The sequence below is a fragment of the Streptomyces sp. NPDC102279 genome, from assembly GCF_044766365.1.
GTDB lineage: Bacteria > Actinomycetota > Actinomycetes > Streptomycetales > Streptomycetaceae > Streptomyces.
Genome location: NZ_JBIWLU010000008.1, coordinates 106,643 through 133,367, shown reverse-complemented (window position 1 = coordinate 133,367; position 26,725 = coordinate 106,643). Strand labels below are relative to the sequence as shown.

At 70.0% G+C, this 26,725-nt stretch carries 29 protein-coding genes and 1 tRNA gene; 16 read left to right on the top strand and 14 right to left on the bottom strand.

What is annotated here, in order from left to right; genetic code table 11:
* Positions 1-314: 314 nt before the first annotated feature.
* From ACIRQH_RS21760 to ACIRQH_RS21730, 7 genes are all read left to right on the top strand, one after another.
* Positions 315-617, top strand: a complete 303-nt coding sequence (locus ACIRQH_RS21760) for a hypothetical protein (RefSeq protein ID WP_388865880.1) — start codon at positions 315-317, stop codon at positions 615-617.
* Between the two features lie 86 nt (positions 618-703).
* Positions 704-943: a chaplin gene (locus ACIRQH_RS21755; RefSeq protein WP_358821947.1), complete on the top strand. Its 240-nt coding sequence runs from the start codon at positions 704-706 to the stop codon at positions 941-943.
* A gap of 164 nt (positions 944-1,107) precedes the next feature.
* Positions 1,108-1,605: a DUF5949 family protein gene (locus tag ACIRQH_RS21750; RefSeq protein WP_358821946.1), complete on the top strand. Its 498-nt coding sequence runs from the start codon at positions 1,108-1,110 to the stop codon at positions 1,603-1,605.
* Positions 1,605-2,237 carry a vitamin K epoxide reductase family protein gene (locus ACIRQH_RS21745; RefSeq protein ID WP_404226832.1) on the top strand — a complete coding sequence of 211 codons (633 nt, stop codon included), beginning with the start codon at positions 1,605-1,607 and terminating at the stop codon, positions 2,235-2,237. Before ACIRQH_RS21750 ends, ACIRQH_RS21745 begins: the two co-directional genes overlap by 1 nt.
* Before the next feature lie 118 nt (positions 2,238-2,355).
* Complete coding sequence (locus ACIRQH_RS21740) at positions 2,356-2,874, top strand: hypothetical protein (protein WP_388865871.1); 519 nt, start codon at positions 2,356-2,358, stop codon at positions 2,872-2,874.
* Positions 2,875-2,995: 121 nt separating this feature from the next.
* Positions 2,996-3,589: a tyrosinase family oxidase copper chaperone gene (locus tag ACIRQH_RS21735; protein WP_404226831.1), complete on the top strand. Its 594-nt coding sequence runs from the start codon at positions 2,996-2,998 to the stop codon at positions 3,587-3,589.
* Positions 3,573-4,439 (top strand): tyrosinase family protein, encoded by an 867-nt coding sequence (locus ACIRQH_RS21730; RefSeq protein WP_358821943.1) that lies wholly within the window; start codon positions 3,573-3,575, stop codon positions 4,437-4,439. Before ACIRQH_RS21735 ends, ACIRQH_RS21730 begins: the two co-directional genes overlap by 17 nt.
* An 82-nt stretch (positions 4,440-4,521) precedes the next feature.
* Here the strand turns inward: ACIRQH_RS21730 and ACIRQH_RS21725 are convergent, their stop codons facing one another.
* On the bottom strand, positions 4,522-4,815 hold the full coding sequence (locus ACIRQH_RS21725) for a chaplin (RefSeq protein WP_388865864.1): 294 nt from the start codon (positions 4,813-4,815) through the stop codon (positions 4,522-4,524).
* Positions 4,816-4,991: 176 nt separating this feature from the next.
* Here ACIRQH_RS21725 and ACIRQH_RS21720 point away from each other — a divergent pair, with 176 nt between their 5' ends.
* Entirely contained in the window at positions 4,992-5,657 is a 666-nt protein-coding gene (locus tag ACIRQH_RS21720; protein ID WP_404226830.1) for a DUF2087 domain-containing protein, read from the top strand.
* A 32-nt stretch (positions 5,658-5,689) separates the two neighbouring features.
* Here the strand turns inward: ACIRQH_RS21720 and ACIRQH_RS21715 are convergent, their stop codons facing one another.
* Complete coding sequence (locus ACIRQH_RS21715) at positions 5,690-6,649, bottom strand: D-2-hydroxyacid dehydrogenase family protein (protein WP_358821940.1); 960 nt, start codon at positions 6,647-6,649, stop codon at positions 5,690-5,692.
* A 128-nt stretch (positions 6,650-6,777) separates the two neighbouring features.
* Here ACIRQH_RS21715 and ACIRQH_RS21710 point away from each other — a divergent pair, with 128 nt between their 5' ends.
* Together ACIRQH_RS21710 and ACIRQH_RS21705 are read left to right on the top strand one after the other, a co-directional pair.
* Positions 6,778-7,356: a hypothetical protein gene (locus ACIRQH_RS21710; RefSeq protein WP_404226829.1), complete on the top strand. Its 579-nt coding sequence runs from the start codon at positions 6,778-6,780 to the stop codon at positions 7,354-7,356.
* 30 nt (positions 7,357-7,386) lie between these two features.
* Positions 7,387-8,160, top strand: a complete 774-nt coding sequence (locus tag ACIRQH_RS21705; RefSeq protein WP_358821938.1) for a YcnI family protein — start codon at positions 7,387-7,389, stop codon at positions 8,158-8,160.
* Positions 8,161-8,242: 82 nt separating this feature from the next.
* On the opposite strand, the gene ACIRQH_RS21700 is transcribed toward ACIRQH_RS21705, so the two are convergent.
* The 4 genes from ACIRQH_RS21700 to ACIRQH_RS21685 form a co-directional block, all read right to left on the bottom strand.
* Positions 8,243-9,664, bottom strand: a complete 1,422-nt coding sequence (locus tag ACIRQH_RS21700; RefSeq protein WP_404226828.1) for a Cys-Gln thioester bond-forming surface protein — start codon at positions 9,662-9,664, stop codon at positions 8,243-8,245.
* Between the two features lie 259 nt (positions 9,665-9,923).
* Positions 9,924-10,400, bottom strand: a complete 477-nt coding sequence (locus ACIRQH_RS21695; protein ID WP_358821936.1) for a single-stranded DNA-binding protein — start codon at positions 10,398-10,400, stop codon at positions 9,924-9,926.
* A 133-nt stretch (positions 10,401-10,533) separates the two neighbouring features.
* Entirely contained in the window at positions 10,534-12,780 is a 2,247-nt protein-coding gene (locus ACIRQH_RS21690) for a GTPase (RefSeq protein WP_404226827.1), read from the bottom strand.
* A gap of 5 nt (positions 12,781-12,785) precedes the next feature.
* On the bottom strand, positions 12,786-14,393 hold the full coding sequence (locus ACIRQH_RS21685) for a dynamin family protein (protein ID WP_388865844.1): 1,608 nt from the start codon (positions 14,391-14,393) through the stop codon (positions 12,786-12,788).
* A 310-nt stretch (positions 14,394-14,703) separates the two neighbouring features.
* Here ACIRQH_RS21685 and ACIRQH_RS21680 point away from each other — a divergent pair.
* Positions 14,704-14,779, top strand: a tRNA-Arg gene (locus ACIRQH_RS21680).
* Between the two features lie 229 nt (positions 14,780-15,008).
* Here ACIRQH_RS21680 and ACIRQH_RS21675 read toward each other — a convergent pair.
* From ACIRQH_RS21675 to ACIRQH_RS21655, 5 genes are all read right to left on the bottom strand, one after another.
* Positions 15,009-15,293, bottom strand: a complete 285-nt coding sequence (locus tag ACIRQH_RS21675; RefSeq protein ID WP_355863313.1) for a DUF1876 domain-containing protein — start codon at positions 15,291-15,293, stop codon at positions 15,009-15,011.
* 299 nt (positions 15,294-15,592) lie between these two features.
* Positions 15,593-16,855 carry a tyrosine-type recombinase/integrase gene (locus ACIRQH_RS21670; RefSeq protein ID WP_404226826.1) on the bottom strand — a complete coding sequence of 421 codons (1,263 nt, stop codon included), beginning with the start codon at positions 16,853-16,855 and terminating at the stop codon, positions 15,593-15,595.
* Positions 16,855-17,001, bottom strand: a complete 147-nt coding sequence (locus ACIRQH_RS21665; protein ID WP_358821950.1) for a helix-turn-helix domain-containing protein — start codon at positions 16,999-17,001, stop codon at positions 16,855-16,857. The genes ACIRQH_RS21670 and ACIRQH_RS21665 overlap by 1 nt, the downstream gene beginning before the upstream one ends.
* A 47-nt stretch (positions 17,002-17,048) precedes the next feature.
* The gene (gene repSA / locus ACIRQH_RS21660) at positions 17,049-18,425 is read right to left on the bottom strand and encodes a replication initiator protein RepSA (RefSeq protein WP_404226825.1); all 1,377 of its coding nucleotides are present in this window, start codon (positions 18,423-18,425) and stop codon (positions 17,049-17,051) included.
* Between the two features lie 47 nt (positions 18,426-18,472).
* The gene (locus ACIRQH_RS21655; RefSeq protein ID WP_404226824.1) at positions 18,473-18,682 is read right to left on the bottom strand and encodes a hypothetical protein; all 210 of its coding nucleotides are present in this window, start codon (positions 18,680-18,682) and stop codon (positions 18,473-18,475) included.
* 301 nt (positions 18,683-18,983) lie between these two features.
* On the opposite strand from ACIRQH_RS21655, the gene ACIRQH_RS21650 reads away from it, so the two are divergent.
* Complete coding sequence (locus tag ACIRQH_RS21650; RefSeq protein WP_404226823.1) at positions 18,984-19,316, top strand: hypothetical protein; 333 nt, start codon at positions 18,984-18,986, stop codon at positions 19,314-19,316.
* A gap of 394 nt (positions 19,317-19,710) precedes the next feature.
* Positions 19,711-20,496 (top strand): HNH endonuclease, encoded by a 786-nt coding sequence (locus ACIRQH_RS21645; RefSeq protein ID WP_404226822.1) that lies wholly within the window; start codon positions 19,711-19,713, stop codon positions 20,494-20,496.
* Positions 20,497-20,605: 109 nt separating this feature from the next.
* Here ACIRQH_RS21645 and ACIRQH_RS21640 read toward each other — a convergent pair whose 3' ends face one another.
* On the bottom strand, positions 20,606-21,817 hold the full coding sequence (locus ACIRQH_RS21640) for a Shedu anti-phage system protein SduA domain-containing protein (protein ID WP_404226821.1): 1,212 nt from the start codon (positions 21,815-21,817) through the stop codon (positions 20,606-20,608).
* Positions 21,818-22,115: 298 nt separating this feature from the next.
* Positions 22,116-22,367 (bottom strand): hypothetical protein, encoded by a 252-nt coding sequence (locus tag ACIRQH_RS21635; protein ID WP_404226820.1) that lies wholly within the window; start codon positions 22,365-22,367, stop codon positions 22,116-22,118.
* A 435-nt stretch (positions 22,368-22,802) separates the two neighbouring features.
* Here ACIRQH_RS21635 and ettA point away from each other — a divergent pair, with 435 nt between their 5' ends.
* From ettA to ACIRQH_RS21620, 3 genes are read left to right on the top strand one after another with little or no spacing between them, the layout of a single operon-like run.
* A complete protein-coding gene (ettA, locus tag ACIRQH_RS21630) occupies positions 22,803-24,467 on the top strand; it encodes an energy-dependent translational throttle protein EttA (RefSeq protein WP_358821927.1) in 1,665 nt (554 codons plus the stop codon).
* A 6-nt stretch (positions 24,468-24,473) separates the two neighbouring features.
* Positions 24,474-24,884, top strand: a complete 411-nt coding sequence (locus ACIRQH_RS21625) for a thioesterase family protein (RefSeq protein WP_358821926.1) — start codon at positions 24,474-24,476, stop codon at positions 24,882-24,884.
* Positions 24,881-25,621, top strand: coding sequence for a hypothetical protein (locus ACIRQH_RS21620; RefSeq protein WP_388931019.1), 741 nt, complete (start codon positions 24,881-24,883; stop codon positions 25,619-25,621). The genes ACIRQH_RS21625 and ACIRQH_RS21620 overlap by 4 nt, the downstream gene beginning before the upstream one ends.
* 24 nt (positions 25,622-25,645) lie before the next feature.
* Here the strand turns inward: ACIRQH_RS21620 and ACIRQH_RS21615 are convergent, their stop codons facing one another.
* The gene (locus tag ACIRQH_RS21615; RefSeq protein WP_388931017.1) at positions 25,646-26,641 is read right to left on the bottom strand and encodes an ABC transporter ATP-binding protein; all 996 of its coding nucleotides are present in this window, start codon (positions 26,639-26,641) and stop codon (positions 25,646-25,648) included.
* Between the last annotated feature and the right edge of the window lie 84 nt (positions 26,642-26,725).

Here is a 26,725-nt window from a genome sequence, read left to right as displayed (position 1 = left end):
CCCGGCGCCGTCCGGCCGGTCCCGCCCGGGCCCCCCCCGCTGGTGGCGCTGCGGTTGCCGGCCGGGCCGGCCCCCCCCCCGGGCCCCCCCCCCCCCCGCCCCCCGCCCCCCCCCCCCCGGGGGGCGGCGCGGCGGCCGGCGTCGTGTGCCCGCGCGTCGTCGGCCCGCCTCTTATATGAGAATGCGACACGCCGGTCATTCGGATGGGGTGCAGGAATTTTCTGCACGTGGGGTTTCCGTCGGGTTCGGGGCTCGTTAGCAATGCCAAAGAGGAATTCCCTCTGGTGACATGAGTTGCCGAAGAAAGGAACACGATGAAGTCCCTCAAGGCCGCCGCTGTAGTCGCCGGGTCCCTGGTCGTCGCCGGTGCCGCCGCACCCGCGTTCGCCGCCGGAGCCTCCGACCTCACGCCCTCCAGCCTCAACGGCGCCCTGGAGACCATCACCAGCCAGCGTTCGCTCAGCGTGCAGGACGTCATGCCCCTGCAGCACCAGTCGAACGCGCTCGACACCGAGAACAAGAACTCTCTTCTCAGCACCGTGAGCGGTACGACGAAGGCGCTCAACGCGGCCGGCGGCCCCTCGCAGCTGCTCGGCGGACTTCCCCTTCAGAGCTAGCCGATCGAATTCGTCGCGTGTCTTTCCCCGACGCCCGCGGGCATTTCCTTAGGCTCGTGTGCAAATCTCCGAGGAAAGGGCTGACGATGAACTCTGCCAAGAAGGCCGCGCTGATTTTCGCCACCGCCGGAATGGCCGCCGGTGCCGCAGCGGGCAGCGCTGTCGCCGACTCCGGTGCCGAGGGCGCGGCGGTCAAGTCCCCGGGCGTCGCCTCCGGAAACGTCATTCAGGTCCCCGTGCACGTTCCGGTCAATGTCTGCGGCAACACGGTCGACGTCATCGGCGCGCTGAACCCGGCGTTCGGCAACACCTGCGTCAACGACTGACCTCGTACGGCCGATGCGCCGAAAGGACCGATTCCGCAGCCGTGGAATCGGTCCTTCGCGCTGTTCGAGTCGCGTCCCTCGTTCGTGTGGTCGCGCCGCCGGTCATCGCCCGGGCGGGTGAGATCGGGAAGGAACCCGAACGGATGCGCCGATAAGGTTCCGCGGTGACCTCAACCTCAAGCCAAACGCGCCCTCTTCGGGTCGCCGACCTCGGCACGCTCGCCGTCATGGCATTCAGCGGTGAAGCCCCCGACGGCGACATGCCCTATCTCCTCGCCTACTCCCTGGGCGACGGCGAGGGCGGCCCGGAAGGGTCGGCATCCGCCATCCGGCAGCTGCTGACCGACAACGGGATCCCGGTGGGGGAGACCCTCATCGACGGATCCAAGCACCCGAGCCTGCCGATCACCCTGCTCGTCGAGGCCGGCCAGGCCGTCGTCAGGATGCCCCACCTCAACGCCCAGTGCATCGCTCCGCCCGAGTGGCTGGCGGCGGTGGGCGAACGTGACTACGCCTACTTCCTGTTCGCCACCCGCGCCTGGCCCGTCGCCGAGCCCGGCAAGCCGGTCGCGCCGGAGGACCTGACGGCCTTCGCGGGCGACGAGGACACCCTGCTCAGCGCCGCGCACGTGCTGCTGCCCGCGCGCAGCCTGCGCGGCTGATGACGGCCGCCGCAGGGCCGAGGGAGGGCGCCGCGGGCAGCGGCGCCCGCGGGCATGCCGTGGGCAGCAGCCGTGCCCTCGCCCTGCTGCTGGTGATCACGGGCGCGGCCGGTCTGCTCGCCGCGTGGGTCATCACGATCGACAAGTTCAAGCTGCTCGAGGATCCGAACTTCGTGCCCGGGTGCAGCCTGAACCCGGTCGTGTCCTGCGGCAACATCATGAAGAGCGACCAGGCCTCGGCCTTCGGGTTCCCCAACCCGATGCTGGGCCTGGTGACGTACGGCGTGGTGACCTGTGTCGGCGTGAGCCTGTTCGCCCGGGCGGCGTTCCCGCGCTGGTACTGGCTCTTCCTCAACGCCGGAATGCTCTTCGGCGTCGGATTCTGCACCTGGCTCCAGTTCCAGTCGTTCTACCGGATCAACTCGCTGTGCCTCTGGTGCTGTCTGGCGTGGGTCGCCACGATCATCATGTTCTGGTACGTCACATCATTCAACGTACGACATGATTTTCTGCCCGCGCCGGAATGGCTGAAGGCATTTCTCGCAGAATTCACCTGGGTTGTTCCGGTGCTGCACATCGGTGTCATCGGCATGCTGATTCTGACCCGGTGGTGGGATTTCTGGACCAGCTGATCATTCCTATCGGACGACTATTGCGTCCGTCGGGGGAATCTTTCGCTGATGGCGTTCCCGGCATCGTTACGCGGTACGGACGCAGAGCCACCGAATCCTGAAAGGGACCGTACCTGAGATGAAGCCGACCACACGAGGAACTCTCGCCGCCGTCATGACCGGGGTGGCGGCGGTGGTGGGTGCCGCCGCCGCGACCCCCGCCCTCGCGGCGGACACCGTCCCCATCCCCGTGCCGCTCAACGGTGTCGAGCAGGCCCTCAACCTGCGGACGCCCCACATCGCGGGTGAGCTGCCGGTACCGGTGCCCGGCTCACCCGAGGGGCCCCGGTACGTCGAGGGCCGGATGCTGCCCGACCACACGCTTCCCCAACTGCCGCTCGCCGGCGGGCTGCCCGGCGCGGACCTGCGGGCGCCCCTTCCGCACATCCTGGGAGAGGGCTTCGACCACCTCGGGGTCTCGGCGCCCGCCGCCGACCTCAGGACGCTGACTCCCGGGCTGTCGCTGGAGGCCCCGCTCGGCGCCCCGAACGGCGACCACTTCGGTCTCCCCGACGTCAAGCTGCCGCAGGCCGCCGTGCTCACGCCGCTGTTGCAGACCGTCCCGGGGGCGAACGTGGAGACGGGCTCCGGCGCCTGACACCCGCCCGGTCGCGGTCCCGGGAGTCCGGCCCGGGTCCGCCGCCCGAACCATCGGGGGCCGCCGTCGTTGAACCCTGCTGAAGACGATGCATCCACCTCGATCCGTGGAGGAGACAAGCATGTTCGTCAGCTGGGTGTCGAGCAGATTACGGGGACGCGGACCGGGCCGTGCGCCGGCGGTCCGGATGCCGGGCCGGGGCGCGGACCGCGTGGCGGCCACGATGACGGTGACCCGGCGCGGTGTGACGCGGGGACTGCTGGTCTCGGCCGTCGCCGTGGCGCTGGCCCCGGTCGTCGCCGCCTCACGGTCCTCGCGCCCGGACCGCTCCGAGGACCTCTCCTTCGACGAGGTGTACCGCGGCCGGCATCTGCTCGGCAGGAAGGCCGGCTCGGACGGCCGGGTCGCGTTCACCGGCGGCGCGTGGCTGGTCACGGTGGACGGCAGGCCCCTGCACCTGATGCGCCGCGCGGACGGCGGTTACCTGAGCATGGTGGACCACTACGTGTCCTACCCGACGGCCCTGGAGGCCGCGCGCGCCGCCGTCGACGAACTGGACCCCGCCGAACGCCTGCGGTCCATGGACGGGATGGACGGCATGCAGGGGATGGACGGCATGGACGGTACGGGCGCCGACCGGAACCGCGGGGGCGGAAGCACCGGGCACGGCAGCGGTACGGAAGGGGGCGGCCACCACCATGGTGTACACGCGTAAGGACGTCAGCACGCTGACCGGCGCGGAGCGGCGCCGTTTCGTCTCCGCGATGCTGGAGGTCAAACGGCGCGGCGAGTACGACGAGTTCGTGCGCACGCACGTCGACTACTACGTCGCGGACGGCGACGACGGGCTGCGCGCCGCCCACATGACGCCTTCCTTCCTGCCCTGGCACCGGCGTTTCCTGCTGGAGCTGGAGGGTGCGCTGCGCCGGGTGGACCCGTCGGTGAGCGTGCCCTACTGGGACTGGACACGGGACCGTACGACGACGTCCGCGCCGTGGACCAAGGACCTCCTCGGCGGCGACGGGCGGCGCTCGGACCGGCAGGTGATGACCGGGCCGTTCGCCTTCGCGCAGGGCAAGTGGACCATCAGGGAGGGGGTGACGGACGGGAGATTCCTCACGCGGGAGTTCGGCCGGCCGCGGCAGCCACTCCAACTGCCCACGGCACGCGACCTGAACACCGCCCTGGCAGACCCCGTCTACGACACGTCGCCCTGGAACTCCACGTCCACGCGCGGCTTCCGCAACAAACTGGAGGGCTGGGGGCGCGGGTCCGGCAACGCCGCCTGGGCCAACCACAACCGCGTCCACCGCTGGGTCGGCGGCCACATGCTGGGCGGCGCCTCCGTCAACGATCCCGTGTTCTGGCTGCACCACGCCTTCGTCGACCTGCAGTGGTCGCGCTGGCAGCAGCGGCACCGCGGTGCCCGCTATCTGCCCGAGCGCCCGCCGGGCCTCGGGAACTCCCAGCGCGGCCGGATCATCGCCCGCAACGAGGAGATGCCCCCGTGGGGCGTGACACCGCAGTCGATGGAGGACCACAGCGCCGTCTACCGGTACGCCTGACGGCCGTCCACCCCTCCGCGCGCCGAACACGGCGAGGCCCCCGGCAGCGACTTCCCGCCGGGGGCCTCTCGCGTGGCGTGGGTCAGCGGCCGTAGCCGTAGCCGCCGCGGTCCTTGTCCTTGTGCTTTCCGTGGCCACCGTCGTTCGAGCAGTGGTTGCCGAAGGCCGGGTTCAGCAGGCCGATGACGCTGACGGTGTTGCCGCACACGTTGACCGGGATGTTGACCGGCACCTGGATGACGTTGCCCGAGAGGACGCCGGGCGAGCCGACGGCCTCGCCCTGGGCACCCGCGTCAGCCATGGCGAAACCGGCCCCGCTGATGACAACGGCACCCGTGCCGAGGGCGACTGCGGCGACCTTCGCGATGCGAGACATCACGTTCTCCTTTGGTTCGATGAGTGCGGTGGCACGGACGCGACCGCACTCCCCTTCAACGCGTCCGCCCACACCTGGTCACGGGCGCTCATCGGGGTATCACCCATCGACCGGCACCGGACGGGCGGCGGAAACTCGCTTCGTTCCGCCCCACCCGCTCAACTAGCCTGCCGGGCATGCCGACCGAACGATCCATCGACCGGACCAGCGACCAGGGGGCCGAACGGCCGACCGCCCCTGCCCCGTCGGCCCCACCTGCCGCACCCGCCGGGCGGACCGGACCGGTCGGGCCGGCCGACCTCTGCGGCGCGGTCGGCCTCTTCGCTGAGGAGTCCCGCGCCCGCGCGTTCGCCGCCGTCGTACTCGGCGCGGCCACCCCCGCACAGGTGACCGAGCGGGCGGGCCTGTCCCCGAAGGAAGCCACCACCGCGCTGCGCAGGCTGCGCGACCGGGGCGTGATCGCGGAGGGCGGTGACGGGCTCACCGCCGTCTACGGCCGCTTCCGCGAACTCGCGCGCTCCGCAAGGGCGTCGAAGCCCTCCGCCGAGAGCTACGACTCCGGTGACGAGCAGTCCGAGACGGTGCTGCGGACCTTCGTACGCGACGGCCGTCTCGTGCGGCTGCCCGCCCAGTGGGAGCGCAAGCTGGTCGTCCTGCGGCACATCGCCGAGCGGACCTTCGAGCCGGGCGTCGAGTATCCGGAGCGGACGGTCAACGAGAAGCTGCGCGCCTGGTGCGAGGACGCTCCCGTCGACCATGTGACGCTCCGGCGCTACCTCGTGGACCTGCACCACCTCCACCGCCGGGTCGGCCTCTACCGGCGCCCCGCCGCGGCCGTCTGAGCCGCGGACCTTCCCGGAACGGGGAAATCCGGTCAGCCGAGGCGGCGTACCGGACTGCCCGCCAGATACGCCTGGATGTCCTCGACCGCCGCGCCGTAGTACGTCGCGTAGTTGGACCGCGACACGTAGCCGAGGTGCGGGGTGGCCAGCAGGCGGGGGGCCGACCGCATCGGGTGGTCCTCGGGCAGCGGCTCCACGTCGAACACGTCGATGCCCGCTCCGGCGATCCGTCCGCCGTGCAGCGCGGCGAGCAGGGCCTCCTGGTCGACGATCGCCGAGCGCGAGGTGTTGACGAGGAAGGCCGTCGGCTTGAGCAGAGCCAGTTCGGCGGCGCCGACGAGGCCCCTGGTGCGGTCGCCGAGCGCGAGGTGCACGGAGACGAAGTCGCTGCCCGCCAGCAGCTCCTCCTTGGAGGGGGCGAGCTCCACCCCCACCTCCTCGGCGCGTTCCTTCGTGAGGTTCTGGCTCCACGCGCCGACCCGCATGCCGAACGCGAGGCCCACCTGGGCCACCCGGGCACCGATCTTGCCGAGCCCCAGCAGGCCGAGCCGGCGGCCGTGCAGATCGGCGCCGACGGTGCTCTGCCAGGGGCCGCCCGACCGCACCGCCTCGTGCTCGGCGACGATGCCCCGCGCGAGACCGAGGAGCAGCGCCCAGGTCAGTTCGACCGGAGGCGTCGAGGAACTCGGCGTGCCGCACACGGTCACCCCGTGCGCCTCGGCGGCCGCGTAGTCGATCACGCTGTTGCGCATCCCGGACGCGATCAGCAGCTTCAGCCGGGGCAGCCGGGCCAGCAACGAGGCGGGAAAGGCCACCCGCTCGCGCAGCGTCACGACGATCTCGAACTCCGCGAGGGCGGCGGCCAGTGCGTCCTCGTCGGCGAAGTGCCGGTCGAAGGAGATGACCTCGACACGGTCCGCGACCGGCGACCAGTCGGCGATCTCGGTGGCCACACTCTGATAGTCGTCCAGCACGGCACAGCGAAGTCGCATGTCGGATCCCTCCCAGGCTCAGCCGGACCCTATCCGAGCGGCTGTGGCGTGGGCCTGGCGCCCCGTGACGGACGGCTCATCCGGAAGCCCCAACGGTCACTCCCTCCCCATGGCAGTATCTGGGCTTCATGAGTGCGTCCCCGGCGGTACGGAGCCTGCGCGCGGCGGTGTTCGCCGTGCTCTGCGTGCTGCTGGCGGCCGGCGGGCACGTGCTCGCCACCGGGCTGGCCCCGTCGCGCGGCGCCGTGTGCGCCGGACTCCTCGTCGTCTTCGCCGCCGGCTGTCTGCTGTGCGGCCGGGAGCGGTCCCTGCTCGGGATAGCCGGCGCCATGCTGGTCGCGCAGGCCGGGCTCCACCTCGGGTTCGGGGCCGGGCGCCCGCGGATGACGATGACCATGCACGGGACGCACATGACGTACGCCCACGCCCTGACACCCCATGCCACGGCCGCCCATGTCACCGCCGCCCTCCTCGTGACCTGGTGGCTGCGGCGCGGCGAGGCCGCCCTGTGGTCGTTGCTGCGCCGGGCCGTCGCCTTCGTGCCCGGGCTCGCCGCCTGGTGGAAGGGGCGCACGGGACTGGCTGCCGCACGGCCGGACGGGGATGCAGCGGGCCGTCCGGCCGAACCGTGGCCGCTCCGCCAGGCGTTGCTGCGGCACGCCGTCTCCCGCCGGGGACCGCCGGCAGGGCTCGTGTCCACGCCCTGACCACGTCCCCTCCCGTACGGAGTTCCCCAGATGTCCCCGACGAGCACCACCCTGCGCCGCACCGGCACCGTCGCCGCCCTCACCCTGGCGGGTGTCCTGGCCGCGGCGGGCGCGGCCTCCGCGCATGTGACGGTCCACCCCGAGAGTTATGCCAAGGGCGCCACGGACGGTGTCCTGAGCTTCCGCGTCCCCAACGAGGAGGACACCGCGAGCACCACGAAGGTGCAGGTGTTCCTGCCCACCGACCATCCCGTCCTGGGGGTCCTGGTGACGCCGCAGGCGGGCTGGACCGCGAAGGTGACGACCACCAAGCTGAAGAAGCCGGTGAAGACGGACGACGGCTCGATCACCGACGCCGTCTCCGAAATCACCTGGACCGGCGGCCGGATCCGCCACGGCGAGTTCCAGGACTTCGACGTCGCCTTCGGCCAACTGCCCGACGACACAGGCCGGCTGAGCTTCAAGACGCTCCAGACCTACTCGGACGGCAGCGTCGTCCGCTGGATCGAGGAGGCGAAGGCGGGCGCCGACGAGCCGGAGAACCCCGCTCCCGCGCTGACGCTCACCGCCGAGGGCGCGGGGGGCGAGGCCTCGGACGGGTCCGGTGGCGCCGCCGGTTCGGACGCCGACCAGGCGGCCCCGCCGTCCGCGTCGTCCTCGGAGGACGCCAAGGAGTCCACCGCGAGCGACAAGGCCAGTGACTCCACCGCGCGCTCCCTCGGAACGGCCGGCCTGGTCGTCGGCGTCCTCGGCCTGATCGCGGCCGGGGTCGCCATCGCCCGCGGCCGGAACGCCCGCCCCTGACGCTCCGCGTCACCCGCCCCGCCGACCGGATGCTCCCGGTCGGCGGGGCGGCCGACGTCCAGGGGGTCTCGCACCCCCGGCCTCAGTCCTGTGCCGGTCCCTGCTCGGGGGTCTGCTTCCTGCGGACGAAGAGGACCGCCGCGCCGCCGATGACGACGAGCGCGATGGCGACTCCGACGATGACCGGCGTCGCGCCGGAACCGCCCGTCTCCGCGAGGTCGCTGCCCCCGGTGCCGGTGCCCCCCACCGACGCGGGGCTCGGCTCACTGACCGTCTGGGTCGTGATGTCGCTCGCGGCGCCCTGGGTCCTGCAGTCCAGCACGCCCTTGAACCGCTTCGCGAAGCCGCTCGGACCGCTGATCGTGAAGTCGTACGCCTGGTCCTCCTGGAGCGGGACCGTCATCGTCTGGGCCGCGCCCGCCGCGATGGTGTGCTCGACGCCCATCAGCTCGAACGTGAACGCCGCGTCGCCCTTGTTGACCGCCGTGATGTCCACACCGCCGTCGGCGCAGTTCTTCTCGGCGGTCAGCGCGGGTATCGCACCCTTCGCCGCCCAGTCCACGGTCGCCGTGGCGGAGACGGTGGACTCGCTGGAGCCCGCCAGGATCTGCGTCTGGCCGCGGGACTCGGAGGCGAAGGCCCGCCCGACCGGCACGCTCGTGGACGCCTGCACCGTCAGTGACGCCGAACCGTCCGCGCTGTCCTTCGGTATGTCGAAGAAGAGACGGCTGCCGTCGGCCGCGGAGGTGACCGGCTTGCCGTTCCTGTCGACGACCTTCACCCCGCTGGCCGCCGTGTCCGCGGGCGGTGTCACCGTCACGCCGTCCGCGTTCGTGCGGACCGTGACCGGGCCGAGCCGCTCGCCCGCGTGGCCGGAGACCGCGGCCGGGGTCAGGGTGAGCGAGGCGTCGGGCTCCGGGAGGTTCCGCGCGTTCTTCCCCAGGTAGTCCGCGAGCTTCTCCGCCCTCGGGTCCGCCGCGTCCACGTCGGCGCCGTCCGAGTACCGCCAGATGGCGACCTGCGTGCCCGCCGCCGCGTCCTGCTCGGTGAGCCCGCTGACGCCGGCCTTCTCGGCCAGCGCCGTCAGGTCGTTCACCTGCGGGTAGGAGTTCCGCAGGATCCAGCGGATCCTGCCCGCGTCCTTGTTGCCGCTCAGCGACGTGCCGCTCCAGGAGGTCTCCTGGTAGCGGGCGTCCCGCTGCGTCGGGTTGTGCAGGTCGATGCAGTACGTCTGTAGCGTCCCGCCGTCGTCGACGGACATCTCGAAGAGTCCGGCGGAGACCCAGGAGTCCTCGCCGTTGTCGTGGATGACCGCGGACCCGTACGTCTTCAGCTCGCCGAGGGTGGCGGTCGCCCCGCCGGGGCTCTGCGGCGTCTCGTCGGCGACGGCCGTGCCGGCGGTGGCGATCGCCACCGTGGCGACGAGCCCCGACACCAACGTCGCGGCGGCGAGACGGGCTGCCCCTCGCCTGCACGCGGACAACGCAGAAAACGCAGAAAGCACAGAATTCCCCTTCGTGCAGGACCCGTTGACATGGGGGGATGGTCCCGCCAGCAGAATCAGAAGCCCCGAGAGCTGTGTTCGGCATCCTAAGGAAGCGGCACAACGCTCTCCCCGGTCATGTGGTCCGATAACCGATCCGACTCGGAATCGTTATCGCCGTACGGCTGTGAGCTGCGCTTATCGACAAATCCACGCGGTCTGTTTCAGAGCGCATCCGCCGATAAGCCGCAGTCCGGTCAGAGCGTGACCGCGTCTGACCTCACGTCACCCCGACCGGTTCGGGTTGCTGTTGGGCCGTGTCCTGCGCCGAATCCTCAGGCGCCGATTCCCAACTCGGCTCGGGCCGCCCGGCTGCCCCGCCCCCGACCTGCTCGCCCTCCTTGGCCGGGCGCCGGAACGCCGAGGTGCCGCGGGAGAGATCGTGGCCGATCGCCACCGCGTCGATGTCCGCCGACGTCCAGCTCTGGCCGTCACGGGTCTCGGTGCGCACCTTCAGCCTGCCCTGCACGATGACGGGATCACCCACCGACACCGAAGCCCCCACATTCGTCGCGAGCGCCCGGTTCGCCCACACCGTGAAGAAGTTGGTGTGCCCGTCCGTCCACCCGCTCTTCTCACGGTCCCAGTACCGCGAGGTCACCGCCAGCCGGAACCGCGCCGACGCGCCGTTCGCCAGCTCCCGGTAGACGGGCCGTGTCGCCACGTTGCCCACCGCGCACACCATCGTCTCGTTCATCGCGAATTCCCTCCCGTGCGAATGCGTCCGTCGCGGCGACCGCATGCGCTGCGGTCGCCGCGAGATCAGACTGCCTTCGCCGGGCCGGGCCCGCCGAGTCCTGTGTACCGCGGGGCGGTTGTGGAAAACGGCGTCACCCGACCGGGGCACCCGCCGGCGCCACACCCATGACCCGCCCGTACTGCTCCCGCACCTCGCGGTACCGCAGCAGTTCCGCCGCCACCGGGTCGAGAACCCGGGCCCTGCCGCACCCGGCCGCCGCCTCGCGCAACCGGCGTTCCGCTTCGAGGCCGTAACGCCGGGCGGGCCCACGGGCCGCCATTCTGCTGCTCCACTCGACGGCCGGACCGCCGACGATCCCGCACACCATCAGCAGCACGGGAACCCCGAGGTTCGGCGCGGCGATCCCGACGATCTGCGCCCCCAGCCAGAGCCCGCCGACGATCTGGACGATCGTCATCATGGCCTGCGCGAGCACCGCGACGGGCCACCAGCCGGGCCGCGGCGGCCGGCCCACCGGAGTGACCGCTCGCGCCGCCATGTCGTCCAGCGCCTCCGGCAGCCCCTGCGCGCCTCGCACGGCCGCCTCGCGCACCGCCTGCGCCCAGGGGAGCGGCAGCCCGTACGCCGCCCGGTCCGCGACCGTCCGCACGGCCTGCTCCACCCGCTGGCGCGCGGTGGCCTCCTCGTCCGCCGGGGCCCGCACGGGCAGCCGGCCGGTCGGGGGTTCGCGCCGGTCCTGGTGCCAGCGCCACAGCCGCAGCCACGGGGTTCCACAAGCACGGTTGGCGTTGCGGCGCCAGGCGCGCTCGGCCGCGTCACCGGCCGCCACGGCACCCACCGCGTCCGCGAGCCGGTCCGCGAACTCGTCGCGCGCCTCCTCGCTGAGCCCGACCCGGCGCCCGGTCGCGTAGACCGGACGCAGCCGCGCGGCCGCCGCGTCGAGATCGGCCGAAATTCGCCGGGCGGCCGCTCCGCGTTCCCCCACGAACTGGCCCAGACACTCCCGCAGTTCGCCGATGCCGTCACCGGTGAGCGCGGACAGCGCCAGGACCGTCGCGCCCGGCTCGCCGTACTCGCCGAGCGCGATGCCGTCCTCGTCGAGCAGGCGCCGCAGATCGTCGAGCACCTGGTCGGCGGCCTCGCCCGGGAGCCGGTCCACCTGGTTGAGGACGACGAAGGTGACCTCGGCGTGCCCGGCCAGCGGCCGCAGATAGCGCTCGTGCAGGACGGCGTCCGCGTACTTCTCCGGGTCCACCACCCAGATGACCGCGTCGACCAGCGCCAGGACGCGGTCCACCTGCTCACGGTGCTGCACCGCGGCGGAGTCGTGGTCGGGCAGGTCGACCAGGACCAGGCCGCGCAGCTGGGCCTCCGCCTCCGCGCTCTGCAGCGGGCGCCTGCGCAGCCGGCCCGGGATGCCGAGCCGGTCGATGAGGGTGGCCGCGCCGTCGCTCCAGCTGCAGGCGATCGGCGCCGACGTGGTCGGCCTGCGGACGCCGGTCTCCGAAATGGCCACACCGGCCAGCGCGTTGAACAGCTGGGACTTGCCGCTGCCCGTGGCCCCGGCGATGGCGACCACGGTGTGCTCCCCGGACAGCTTGCGGCGCGCCGCCGCCTCGTCCAGGACGCGGCCCGCCTCGGCGAGGGTCCTGCTGTCCAGCCGGGTGCGGGAGAGGCCCACCAGCTCGCGCAGCGCGTCCAGGCGGGAGCGCAGCGGTCCGTCGTACGCGAGCGGCGCAGGCGCGGCCGGTACGGAGGCCCGGGTCTCCACCACCGGCGTCTGGTAGCGGACGGGGGCCGACTCGTTCACGCGCCGAGCGATCAGGCCGTCGTCCCAGACCGGGCCGTCCTCCGCGCGCGCGGAGGAATCGCCGCCGGTACGGGGAGTAGCCGCGCGGGCCGGGCCGTCGCCCCGGGGGGCGGCACCCTTCCTGGCGGAGTCTGCGTCCCGGGTGGTGCCGTTCGTGCGGGACGGGGCGTCGTCGCCCTCGCCACGCGCGCGTGGCCCGGCCGCCGGGGCGCTCTTCGAGGCGGCCGCACCGGACGCGTCCTCCGTCCGCGTGTCCTCGCCGGCCCCGTCCGTCCCGGCGCCCTTCCCGGCCCGGGCCGCCGAAGTCGCCCTCTCCGAAGTGGCGTTCTCGCCCGGGGACCCGGAGCTCCCGTCGTCACCGGAGCCCTCGGCATCCGCCGCGGTGTCCCCGGAGGAGGTGTTCGCGGGTGCGCCCTCCTCGGAGCGGATCTCTTCGGAGCGGATCCCCTCGGGGCGGACCTCTTCGGGATGCTCGTCGCCGGAACGGTCCTCTCCGGGGCGGATGTCGCCGGACGGGTCGTCTCCGGGACGGTCGGCGTGATCCGTGTGGTCAGTGACGGCAGTCACCGCGGTCACCTCTCCTTCTGCAGTACGGACAGCGCGGCGATGAGTTCGGCCTGGGGTTCTGGATGGACGTCGAGCGCGTCGAGCGGCGCGAGCCGGCGTTCGCGCTCGGTGTGCAGGGCCTTGTCGATGAGTTCCGTGAGCAGCCGGCCGCCCTTGTCGCGCAGCCGCAGCGCGCCGTGCGCGCCGATCCGCTCGGCGAGCCCCTCACCGGCGTTGCGCGCCCTGCGTCCGCCGAGGAGGGCGGTGGCGACGAGCGCGGCCACCACGGAGGGGTCCGGCGCGACGCTCTTGTCGAGGTCGCGCACCTCCTCCTCGGCGTACTCCTCCAGGACGCGCCGCCACCGGCGTACGGCCATGCCGATCCGGTGCTCGGCGCTCTCCAGCGTGGGATCACGGTCCGTCAGCCCCGGTGCGTCCGAGGCGGGTTCACGGCGCCAGGCGTCGTCCACCCGCTCGTCGGCGGCCGTCACGGAGCACAGCAGCAGGGCGGAGAGGCTCCCCACGAGCGCATCCAGCAGTTCGTCGGCGCTGCAGTCGAGGGGATAGGCCCGCCACCGCTTGAGGGCGTCCCCGGAGAGCACGGCGCCGGCCTGTAGACGGCCCTTCACGCGCGTGTGTTCGCTGTCGTACGCCCCGTCGACGGCCGCCGTGAGCCGGGTCGCCGCCGCGTACTGGGCGGCCGCGGCGCTCGCCAGCTCCGGCATCCGCGACTTCATGGAGTCGAGCACTCCGTAGGCCGTGCGGGCCATCGCGCCCTGCCGGGCCCCCGGGTCCTGCACGTGGTGCGCGAGCCAGGTGCGCAGCGGCGCCACCGCCGTCGCGGGCAGCAGGCCCCCGCCCCAGGCGGACTCGGGGAGTTCGGGCACCGTGAAGCGCGGGACGTCGCCGAGCCCGGCCTTGGTGAGCAGTGCGCCGTACTGCCGGGAGACCTCGGACACCACCTGGTGCGGCACCCGGTCGAGGACGGTCACCAGCGTCGCCTTGTGCTCCTTGGCGGTGCGCAGCAGATGCCAGGGAACGGCGTCGGCGTAGCGGGAGGCCGTGGTGACCATCACCCAGATGTCGGCCGCGCAGATGAGTTCGGCCGCGAGGACGCGGTTGTCGGCCACCAGGGAGTCGACGTCGGGCGCGTCCAGGAGGGCGAGTCCGCGGGGGAGGGTGTCGGCGGTCTCGATGCGCAGGACCCGCTCCCCGCGGTCGCCGAGGGCGGGGAGTTCGTCGCCCGGCTCCTGATGGGGCACCCACACGCGCGTGAGCTGGGGCAGCACGCGCATCCCGCTGAACCAGTGGTGGTCCTCGGGATGACACACCAGCACCGGCGTACGGGTCGTCGGGCGGAGCACGCCCGCCTCGCTGACCCGGCGCCCCACAAGGGAGTTGACGAGCGTCGACTTGCCGGCTCCGGTGGACCCCCCGATGACGGCGAGAAGCGGTGCTTCGGGTTCTCTCAACCGGGGCACCAGATAGTCGTCGAGCTGGGCGAGCAGTTCGTCGCGGTTGGCACGCGCGCGTGGAGCCCCCGCCAGGGGCAGCGGGAAGCGTGCGGCGGCGACACGGTCGCGCAGGGCGGAAAGTGCGTCGAGCAGCTGAGGCCGTACGTCCAAGGTCACCACATGCGAAGAATGCCCAATTATGGAGGCTTTCTGAAGCATATGGGTATGCCTGCGCGCCGACCGGACACAGGGGGCGGAAGGGATGACTGGGGCGCAGGCATAACGAGTGCACAACACCCGATGCGTGAGGCGCCAAAAGCGGTGCACGATTCGTACCCGCCTGCGATTATCAGGACCGCTTCACCGAACCTCCACATCGAGCCACGGAGGTGGAGTATGTGGGACAGGGATGCGGGAGCCCTATTCTTGTCCCCGGCAAGGTCAGGGATCAGCCCCTACCAGGGCACCAGGACACCGGCCGACACAACCGGCCCCCGTAGCTCAGTGGATAGAGCAGGCGCCTTCTAAGCGCTTGGCCGCAGGTTCGAGTCCTGCCGGGGGCGCCAGTCTCCGCCCTCCCTCGGGAGGGCCTTTTGCTGTTCCCGTCGGGCCCGGTGATCCCGCCGCGCGGCCCGGTCCGGCCCTCTTCGGCCCCGCCGTACGCCCTCCGGGACCGGTCCGGCGGCCCGTTTTGCGGCACAACAGTGATCCTTTCGGCCTACGGCATTCACCTCGCCGTACGGCCGAACGGCGCAGCCGCTCTCCGCCGCCGGCCCGTCCCGCGGTACGTGCCGGTCACCTGAGCGTGTGCGAGGTCCTGCCCGACGCGTCGTCGATCTCGTCGTGGGCCTTGGTCAGCAGGCGCATGGCGAGCTCGTTCAGCGCCCGCCCGCCGGCGACCTCCTCGCCGACCCGCGGCTGGTTCGCGTCGGACGGATGGCGGCTGGCGTACCCGTGGGCACGCATCTCGCTCCCGTCGGGGAGTCGCACGAGGGCCGCGGCGCGCGTGCGGTGCTCGTCCTCCTCGAATTCCATCTCGACGTGCCAGCCGACCGTGGTCCGTGGCCGGGTCTGTGTCATCGCGATCACCTCCGGAGCCGCGTCCCCCCGCCGCCCCCCTGATGAACCCTCTCCTGAAAGTGTCCTCCTCCGGCCCTTCCCGCACGAGACGGGCCGGAGTCCGGGGGCCGGGAGCGGCGGGCGGAGACGGGCGGTGACGGTCCCGCTACCGGCACGGACAGTGAACGGCCAGGTCACGGGCCCCGGACCGAACGCGTTTCCCCCGAGGGGTGGCCGTCAGGCAAGATGGGGTGTTACTTGCCGAACGAGGGCATGAAACAGCCCCTCACCAGCGGTTTTCCCGTCGATGAGGGGCCGTGTCAGGCGGCTTGGGCCGTCTCTGGGCCGTCGTGGGCGTGACCGGCGGCCCGGTACATCGCGCTAATGGCTTTCCGGGTCCTGGTCTCGCTGCTGGGCATCAAGTGTGTGTAGACGCGGAGTGTGAAGCCCGGGTCACTGTGGCCGAGGTAGAGGCTCAGTGCCTTGATGTTCTCCCCGGCGTCCAGGAGGACCGAGGCGTAGAAGTGCCTCAGGGCGTGCATCCCGTGCTCCCGAGCAGCCGCGTACCTCTGACCCTTTTCCGGGATCGGAATGATGCCGGCCGACGCGAGCGCGGGCTTCCACCGCTCGTCATTGAAGCCATTGCTCCAGAGGGCCGTGCCGACGCTGCTCGTGAAGATGAGCCGCCGCGTGACCCTGGGACCTGTTGGCGTCAACCAGGGCAAGGTCACATCAACCGGCGGAAATTCTTTCATGTGCTCAGTCAGGGCCGCAGACACTTCCGGGTCGAGAGGTACGTCACGAAGCTTGCCCCGTTTCGGCGGCGCGAAGACGAGCGAACCGCGGATCTTCTTCACCTGCTGGCGCACGTAAAGCCAACCGATGTCTCCGATGTTGTCGACCGCGAGGCCAAAGATCTCGCCCTGACGTAGACCGCAACCACCTCCGACGTCCGTCATGGCCCGATACCGCGCGGGCAACCCAGCCCGTACGGCGAAGATCTCCGCAGACGACCATGGGCGGACGCGTGAGGGCGCAGGGCGAGGCGCCTTGACCGATCGGGCCCGGCATGGATTCGAGGCCAGCAGACGGTCATCTACGGCCGCCGTGAGCACGGAGGAGACCGCGTCGAAGATCAGGCGCCGGTATGACGCCGACGCCACGGCCTCTTCGAGTTGCCGGGACCAGTCGCGGATGTGCTCCGGCTGGAACGAGCCGATCGGACGCGCTCCGAGGTACGGCAGGGCGTGGAGGCGGAGCCGACCCTCGACGGCGGCACGGCTCGTGAGATCGGTGGTCAGCGCGGCGATCCAGCGTTCTGCGTACTCACGGAATGTGGTGCGAGCGGCTCGCGGATCGATGTACTGACCGCGAGCCATGTCGGCTTCGATGTTGGTCAGCCATGCGTCGGCCAAGCGCTTCTGCTTGTCGGGAAAGCTCTTCGACTTCTCGGTGCCGTCCGGCCCGACGTAGCGAGCCCGATACCGCAGCCCGACGCCGTGGCGTTCCGTCTTCACCTTTCGAGCTTTGCCGTCCGGCCCAACCATGTCCTTGTACCAGCGGTCCTGGATGTGTCCGGCCATCAAGCGGCCCTTCCCATCAACGACTCGACCCAGGCCCGTACGTCCTCAGGGTCGAAGCGAAGGTGCCGGCCGACGCGGAAGCCGCGGGGCCCGGTGCTCTTTCGCCTCCACTGGTAGACGGTCTCCACGCTGGGCAGTTGGAGCATGACGACCAGGTCTTCCGGACTCAGGTACCGATCAGGGAGATCCCTCTTCACGCGGACACCTCCCAGTCCTCTGGATCAGCCATCTCAGCAAGTGCTTCGCGTGCGGTCTCTCGGTTCAGGTGGATCTCCTTTGCGATCGAGGCGGCGAGCCAGGACTCGCCGGGGGTGTGGCCGTGTCCGGCGTAGGTCCAGTGGGCGAGGACGAGCGTGGAGCCCTCCGAGTCGTCGAGGTCCTCGGACAGGCCTCGTTCGCGGCGTTCCTGGCGGGCTCGGTAGTCGGCGCGGACCTGGCGCAGGGCGCCGAGGGTGGTGGAGTAGCGGCGGGACTTGGTGGAGAAGTGGCCGCGGAAGCCGAGCATGTGGGACCAGTGCGCGAGCATCCGTTCCGGGTAGGCGGCGTCGAGGTCCCAGCAGGCTTCGATCAGGCGCCGGGTGTGGCCGGGCAGCGGCAGCTTGTCGAGTTCGGAGAGTTCCCCGACCCGCCGGTCGACCGTGCCCGTCGTCTCAGCCGCCTTCGTGGCGTACTTGGCCACGTAGGAGGCGACGGCCTGTTCGGTGAGTTCCTCATGGCCGAAGGCGCCGATGGGCTGCACGTCGACTTGCGAGCCCCACCGCAGCACCCGGGCCGGGAAGTCCCCGGCAGCGGCCAGTGGGACGGAGACGCGGTCGGCGGCGGCGCGGATCGCGTCGTCCAGGAGGGCGACGGTGGCCCAGGCCGGCGGGGAGGTGTCGGGTCCGTCGGGACCGTCCATGCGCACCACCGCGTGGAAGTGCACGGCGCCGCGTTTCTGGAATTCGGCGACCTTGCCGAAGGAGATCCGGCACACCTCCTTCAACGCGGTCTGGGTCAGGCCCGCGCGGGCGGCGATCTCACGGCGCAGGTAGATCGTGAACCGCCGCCACAGGTCCCCAGCGTGGTTGTTCCACAACACCGCCCCGCCGTAGTCGTAGCGCTCCGGATCGAGCGCCGTACCGAGTGCGGGATCGTCCTCGGTGTGCTGGGCGCCGCAGCGGCAGCGGCCGGATGCGGGCCGGTTGTGGACCGGGCCGAACGAGGGCGCCGTCAGGGTCGCGAAGACGCGCGGGTGGTCACGGACGATCGTGGAGACGCCCTTGTTCACGTCGCCGGTGATCCCGGCACGGATCAGGTGGTAGGTGTCCCCGGCGTAGGTCCAGGCGCACGAAGGGCAGCGCGAGGCACGCCGGTTGCCGCATGCCACCCGTAACCGGCCGCCCGGCTCATCCCCTGTCGAATACGAGTAGAGGACATCCCCGCTCGCACGGTCCCGCGTGACGGTCTGGCCCACCAGGTGAATCGGATCGGAGCAGCCGCCCGTTCGGCGGACTTGGTCCTGCCAGCGGTCGAAGCCCGGCGAGTTCGCCACCCGCAGCAGATCAGCGAGCGTCAGAGGGTCGGTGCCCATGGAGGCCGCAGCGCCAGCCACGGCCTCCGGAGGGATGGGGAACACCGTCACGCGACCACCGCCAGCGGGGCCGGGGCGGGGCTGTAGCCGAACGAGTGGTCGCGCGGGCAGATCAGGTCACCGTCGTGGGTCACCACGGACAGGCCGTCGATGTCGACGCGGACCCAGGCCGGGGCGTATGCGCCGCAGCCGGGGCAGCGAGGCGACCGGGCGGGCGCCGCATCCAGCAGGTCCCAGCAGGAAGGGCGAAGGCTCATGCCGCCACCCCCCGAACGGGCACGGGCACGAGGGCGGTGAGGCGGGCGACGTGTGCGGCGAGCCGCTTCCTGGCGCCCTCGGTGATCTCGTGGTCCGGAATCCCACCGACCGCGAACTCGTTCAGGCCCGAGCCGTCGCAGTAGCCGCAGAAGATCTCCCACAGGACGCAGTCCTCATCGGCCCAGCCCGAGCCGTCGCACTTGGTGCAGTCAGCCCACGGCCGCGAAGTCAGGAAGAACAGGCACTCAGCCGGATCAGCGCACGTAGTGCCGAGGCAGGCCGGGCAGCCACGCCGAAGCCATGGACTGTTACCGGCTGCTCGGTGAAGACCGGTTCGCCGAGAACCTCGCCCACGAAGTGATCCGGGCAGGGACTGACTTCGATGGTTCTGAGCGCTCGCCAATGCGGATGGCGGAGGCAAGGATCACCCTCGGTGTCGTCGCGGCGCGTCAGGGAGATCTGGACCAGGCGGTGAACTACGGCGAGTGGGCCTTGAAGGGCGACCGCCATTCCCTGCCGTCTCTGCTCATGGTCAGTCGTGAGCTTGCAGCCATCGTCAATCGCGACTTCGCCGCCGAGCCGACCGGCCGTGAATACCTCGATCACCTGACGGCGTTGAGCCGAGCCACCTAGGCAGTTACAGGTTTCTCTACCTCATCAAGGCGGCTCGCTCCGCTCACCGCGCGCTCCCCGGCTCACCGCCGGGGCCGACGCTCCTGCCTTCGGCCCGCTCTGGCCCCGGCTACGCCGGTCGCGCGGCTGGAGCGAGCACCACCGTGGGGAGAAACCCACTGCGGCTGGGGCGGTCGGCTCCACGGCTTTAGGCAGCCACTTTGGGGCGAGCCTCTAAGATCATGGCCCCAACGTCGTGCTTTACGGGCAGGTCCACTGACTGCCCGACTCGCCATCAGCTTACGGGGCCATGATCACTCGCCCCAAAGCAGCTCCAGCCCAAAGCCGCTCCGCCGACCTTGAAACTCTGCTGAAGGCCCAGCCAGCAACTCAGGCCGCCGATATGATCTGACCCGTGGCGATTTCAGAGAAATCCATGAAGATCCTTTGGGCCCTCAGCGGCGGCTGCTGTGCTATCTGCAGAACCACACTCGTAGTTCCACGCGAGGTCGAGTTGGATGACCATTCAGTCATCGGAGAAATGGCTCACATTTACCCGCAGTCACCCGGTGGACCAAGAGGAAATGCACCTTTCACCGGAAATGGGGATCATCATTCAAATCTAGTTCTGCTATGCGGAAACCATCACAAGGTAGTCGACGACCAGGAAAATGGCTGGCCCGTGGAAAGGATGAAGAAACTCAAGGCAGACCACGAAACGTGGGTCGCGGAGACTCTTACGCACAGGCCCCTCCGCGTCACTGTCGACCCGAGTGGGCCTGATCCAAAAAAAGAAAAATTCTATATGATCAATTCGGGGGCAGAGCTATGGAACCTCATTTCTGATGCCTGGTCTTTCCTTCCCAGCTATTCGGAGGAGAATCAAAGAGACGAACAAGTGGAGCAGGTTCTTGGGCTACTAGAAGAGCTTAAAGAGTGGATGGAGATGAGCGAGTTCATTGAAACCATGACAGAGCAGCGAAACGCAAGGAAGTGCATGGATGCCATCTTGAAGGAGTGCGCAGATAACGGCTACATTCTGTATTCGCGTAGAATCAGATTTCGCACCACGGGAGGAGTTGACCCCAGTCCCATGACCTGGTGGCAGGCAGAAGTCCGCGCCGTTCCTTTTGGGGATTTTTTCAAATTGGTGGAGGAACACCTGAAAAAGCAAGAAAATGTTGACGGGGGCGAAGATTAGAGAGTAACTATGTGGGTGACCCTTTGGCGTCATCGAAATCATGCGACGGTTACATAGCGGCCCGCTTCGAGCATCGGTCCCCGTGCCGAGGCTCCACGCCGAGTGACGGCTACCCCAACGGCACAGACCCCAACGAGCGCTCGGCATTGTCAATCAGTTCCTTATAGGTGAGCACCTCTACACGGTTCACGTGAGTGTTGAGGGTGCGAAGAGCCTCGTTGATCGATTGCTCGGGTACGGAAGGTTGGACTGACGGGTGTCCGATCAGCACCACTGCGCTCGCTCGGCGGGTTTCTATGCCCAGTTCCTTGCGGATCCGGTGCCGGTTCTCGTCCAGGTTCACCAGGTAGTTCACAGCCTGACCGACTGCATTGTGCACCTCAGCGGTAGGCACCCATGACCCTCGGTACTTCTTCACCAGATTGCCGGCAAGGCTCGCGGCACGCTTCAGCTCAACCACATGGAGTGCCCCGTCACCGCGGATGAGAGGTATGTCGACCTCGTCACCCGGCACCAGTCTGCGGTGGGCGGCCTCTCCCACGAACCGCCCTCCGAAGATCCAGTGTTGCCCCTCCAGAGCGCGTTGCAGTTCGAGTTCCGAAGCAGTGGGGTCCTCGACCACCTTGCGCAAGGCCGCCAGGCCGGTCGACCGCCGGTGCAACTCGGCCGCCCTGAGAACCATCTGCCCTTCCGTATCAGCAGCAAGTAGGGCTATGGCTTCCGGCGTGCTGACGATTCGGTGGGCGGCTTCGGCCGCATCCTCAACGTCCACACGTTCTTGGAGAACGCGCTCCAGCCACACGGCTCTCTCCGCCCGCCCACGAAGAAGGCGGTAGCGCCCAGGTCGGTCCTCCGGTGCATCGAGGAACCGCGCGTCCTCGCTGAGTGTGCCGAAGTACGCAATCAGGCCGTCCACACTCGCCTCGGGGTGCTTGTCCATGTACTCACGGCCAGCCTCAGTGATGTACCTGTAGTTGATCGAGAGGATGTTCCCGACGTGCTTCCGTAGCGTCTCGCTGCGCACACCGTCCTGAAAGAGGCGATAACGCTCATCGAAGTCAGGTTGGAGGATCCGCCCTTCGGCATAATCCAGGGAATCCTGCACGAGTCGTACGACTGGCCATTCACCGGTATCCGCCGCCCGTTGGCGAGCCGTTTCCAGGAGTTGGATGAGTACTTGCCCGCCTCTGCGATGGCCCCCTTTCCCACTCTTCATGTGCTTGCGAGCAGAGGCGAGGGCGGCCTTCACCTCCGGATGGGCTGCTTCCTCAAGAACCTTCTCCACCTGAAGTTCCAATGAAAAGTCTGACCTGACACTCATACGGTGATTGTGGTCGAAGGGTCTGACAGTGGGCGTTCGTAACCTCGTCCGGCTTCGAGACCCATGTGAAGTCGATGGGGCGAAGGGACCACGCCGTGCCTGCGAGCCATGGTGGAGGCAGACGCTAGGCCGCACCACAAGCGCACCAGATCAAGCGGGGAGCAGCGGGGAACCACGGTGAAAGCAGCCGAGCGCGACGCGACTCCGGGGCAACCATTCGTGCAGGTCAGCGCCAGAACCAGCCGCAAATGACCGCAGCTTCCCAAGCTGATGGCTCAGCGGTTTGGACAGCTCAGATCTATTGGGACGCCTGTGGCCCCTCAGCATCCCTGCGGCTGGACACGACATGCCGCGCGATCGAGGACAAGGCCAGCTCGCGATCCTCGTCAACCACAAGCCAACCCTTGGCCAGGAGCGATTGCAGCACTGGGCGAACCGCTTCACCCAGCTCCTGCGCCAAGTTGTCATCCGTAGGGGAGGCGCCATCCTGGACGAGGCTCGCCACGTGGAACACGACGGCTTCTTCCCCCGCGGTGATGTTGAAGTCCATGACGTGAAGGTATGCGAGCCCTTTGGCCGCAACACGCTGAGGGCCCTGCGGTGACGGGCCCGCCGTCACGGCTTGCTCTGGTCGACGGCACCGACGGCGTGGTCGAGGCCCGCGGGGGCTGAGCGAGGCATACGCATGCGTGGCCGGTCGGCGCACCCGCCGTCGTGGCTGACTGTCGTCGGCTGAGGTTCGGACGGGGTGCTTCGAAAGTGCCGGCCGTCGGTCGAGTGCGGCGAAGCTGGGCCGTCCCTGGGCCGTCCGAGGGCGCCCGAGGACGACCGATGGCAACCGACAGTGACAGACGACCCACAGGCGTCAGTGGTGGAACCCCAGGTCACAGCCCCCCGGCCGAACGCGTTTCCCCCGAAGGCTAGCCGTCAGGCAAGATGGGGTGTATCTGCCCACTGCCGATTTCAAGCGTCCGGACGGTTTCTCTTGGCTGAGTTCATTTACACCATGCGCAAGACGCGCAAGGCGCACGGCGACAAGGTGATCCTCGACGACGTCACCCTGAGCTTCCTCCCGGGTGCGAAGATCGGCGTGGTCGGTCCCAACGGTGCGGGTAAGTCCACCGTTCTCAAGATCATGGCGGGCCTCGAGCAGCCCTCCAACGGTGACGCGTTCCTGTCGCCCGGCTTCAGCGTCGGCATCCTCATGCAGGAGCCGCAGCTGGACGAGTCCAAGACGGTCCTGGAGAACGTGCAGGACGGCGCCGCCGAGCTGATGGGCAAGCTCAGCCGCTTCAACGAGGTCGCCGAGCTGATGGCGACCGACTACTCGGACGCGCTCATGGAGGAGATGGGGAAGCTCCAGGACGACCTGGACCACTCCAACGCCTGGGACCTCGACGCGCAGCTCGAGCAGGCCATGGACGCGCTGGGCTGCCCGCCCGGCGACTGGCCGGTCACCAACCTGTCCGGTGGCGAGAAGCGCCGCGTGGCGCTCTGCAAACTGCTGATCGAGGCTCCGGACCTGCTCCTCCTCGACGAGCCCACCAACCATCTCGACGCCGAGTCGGTGAACTGGCTGGAGCAGCACCTCACGAAGTACGCGGGCGCCGTCGTCGCCGTCACTCACGACCGGTACTTCCTGAACAACGTCGCCGAGTGGATCCTCGAACTGGACCGCGGCCGCGCGATCCCCTACGAGGGCAACTACTCCACGTACCTCGACAAGAAGGCCAGCCGCCTCAAGGTCGAGGGCCGCAAGGACGAGAAGCGCGCCAAGCGGCTCAAGGAAGAGCTGGAGTGGGTCCGGTCCAACGCCAAGGGCCGCCAGACCAAGTCCAAGGCCCGCCTCGCCCGTTACGAGGAGATGGCGGCCGAGGCCGACAAGATGCGGAAGCTGGACTTCGAGGAGATCCAGATCCCGCCGGGCCCGCGACTGGGCTCCATCGTCGTCGAGGTCCAGAACCTCTCCAAGGCGTTCGGCGACAAGGTCCTCATCGACGACCTCAGCTTCACGCTGCCGCGCAACGGCATCGTCGGCGTCATCGGCCCGAACGGCGCCGGCAAGACCACGCTGTTCAAGATGATCCAGGGCCTGGAGACGCCGGACACCGGCGCGATCAAGGTCGGCGACACGGTCAAGATCAGCTACGTCGACCAGAGCCGCGCCAACATCGACCCCAAGAAGACGCTGTGGGCCGTCGTCTCCGACGAGCTCGACTACATCAACGTCGGTCAGGTCGAGATGCCGTCGCGGGCCTACGTGTCCGCCTTCGGCTTCAAGGGCCCGGACCAGCAGAAGCCCGCGGGCGTCCTCTCCGGCGGTGAGCGCAACCGGCTGAACCTGGCGCTGACCCTCAAGGAGGGCGGCAACCTGCTGCTCCTCGACGAGCCCACCAACGACCTCGACGTGGAGACCCTGTCCTCGCTCGAGAACGCGCTGCTGGAGTTCCCCGGTGCGGCCGTGGTCATCTCCCACGACCGCTGGTTCCTGGACCGGGTCGCGACGCACATCCTCGCGTACGAGGGCGAGTCGAGGTGGTACTGGTTCGAGGGTAACTTCGAGTCGTACGAGAAGAACAAGGTCGAGCGTCTCGGGGCCGACGCGGCTCGCCCGCACCGCGCCACCTACAAGAAGCTGACCCGGGGCTGATCGGTCTTGCGCCACATCTACCGCTGCCCGCTGCGCTGGGCGGACATGGACGCGTACGGCCACGTCAACAACGTGGTGTTCCTCCGCTACCTGGAGGAAGCCCGTATCGACTTCCTGTTCCGCCCGGAGAAGGACTTCAAGCAGGGGTCCGTGGTGGCGCGACACGAGATCGACTACAAGCGGCAGCTGGTCCACCGGCACGCGCCGGTGGACATCGAGCTGTGGGTGACACAGATCCGGGCGGCGTCCTTCACCATCACCTACGAGGTGAAGGACCCGGACCAGGTCTACGTCACCGCCTCGACGGTGATCGTTCCGTTCGACTTCGAGCAGCAGCGCCCGCGCCGGATCACCGCCGACGAGCGCGACTTCCTGGAGTCCTACCGGGACGACGAGGACGAGGCCGTCGCGGCATGACCGTCCTGCACCTCGCCGACGCGGGGGAGGCCGCCGACCTCGGCGCCTTCCTCGCCCGGCTGGTCCACTACGACCGTGCGGCTGCCGTGCGCCTCCAGGCGCAGGGCACCACCCTCGCGGTGTTCGGCCGGCCCCCGTCGTTCGAGGTCCTCGCGATCCGCACGGCACGGCTGGCCAAGCCCTACGAGTACGGTCTCGACGACAACCTCGACGTGACCGTCTCCGCGGGTGAGCTCCTGGAGTCCGTCGACGAGTCGGCGGCCACCGCGACCGTCCCGGGCGCCGTCACCGGACCGCCCTGGGCCGGGGTGCTGCCGCCGCGTGGCGGCTGGCGGCAGGAGCCGGGGCTGCCCGCCCCGGACGCGGTGCGCGCCACGGTCGCCGCCGTGGTCGCCGAATTCCGCTCCCGTACGCAGGAGTTGGCGCCCGAGCTGCGGACCCGTGCCGAACTGGACCGCCTCGGGCGGGAGATCTGGTCCCGGCCGCTCGGTGACACCTCGCTGCCCGTCAGGGCCGCGCACGCCGCCCAGTCGCTGGGATTCCTGCGACCCGTCGCGCCCACCGCTCCGCGTGTCCGGCCGACCGCCGCTCGGGCCGCGGACGACCGGCGACTCCTCTCCGATGAGGGCGAGTTGGGGCTGTACTCGTCGGGAGCCTGGCTTCGGCTGCGCACTCCCTTCGGGTCGATCGCCGTCCGCAGGGCCGGACTCGGCGCCCTGGACATCAGCGTCACCTGAGCCGGCCCTTCGGGAACCGCCGGGTCACTCGGGACGGCTGTCGTCCGGCCACACGCCGATGTGGTCCGCTTCCAGTTCCAGGGCCACGCGGTCCCGCATGCCCAGCGTCCGTGTGTAGTCCTCGGGGAGTTGCAGGCGCCCCGCCCGGTCGAGCATCGCGTACTCGCGGGCCACCACCGCCTCCTGGCCCGTCGCCGCGTCGACCTCCGTGCGGCGCAGCACCTCCGTGGACGTCCGGCCGTCGCGGATGGCGACCGTGCGGCGGACCTCCGAGGCGACCGCCTGGTCGTGCGTGACGATCACGATCGTCGTCCCGAGCCGCTCGTTGGCCGTGCGGAACGCGGCGAAGATCTTCTCGGCGGTGTGCGAGTCGAGTTCGCCGGTGGGCTCGTCGGCGAGCAGGACGGCCGGCGCGTTGGCGAGGGCCACCGCGATCGCCACACGCTGCTGCTGACCGCCCGACATCTGGTGCGGCCGCCGGGCGCGGCAGTCACCGATGCCCAGCAACTCCAGTAGCTCCAGGGCCCGTTCGGACTGTGCGCGGCGGCTCGTCCGGCGGGCCGCCAACTGCATCGGCAGAGCCACGTTCTGGGCCGCGGTCAGGTAGGGCAACAGGTTGCGGGCGGTCTGCTGCCAGACGAAGCCGACGACCTCCCGGCGGTAGCGCAGCCGGTCCTTGGAGCTCATCGTGAGCAGATCGCGGCCCGCGACCCGCGCCGCGCCCGCCGTCGGGGTGTCCAGTCCGGCCAGGATGTTCATCAGGGTCGACTTGCCGCTGCCCGACGCCCCCACCAGAGCCATCAACTCGCCCTCGCGGACCAGCAGATCGAGACCCTGGAGGGCCTGCACCTCCACCCCGTCCGTGGTGAAGATCCGGACCAGGCGGTCGCAGGTGATCAGGGCGTCGTGGCCGTAGGCGGGACGGCCCCGGCGGGCGGCGGCGCGGTCCGCGAGGTCGGCGAACGTCGGGCCCGCGGGCTGCGCGGAGCCCGCGGCTTCCGTCGGGTCGGCGGTGGTCATGGGCGACTCCCGGTGCTGCTCGTCGAAGGGATGCGCGAGGTGGCGGCCGAGCCGGTGGGCGGCCTGCGGTGCACGGGTGCTGCC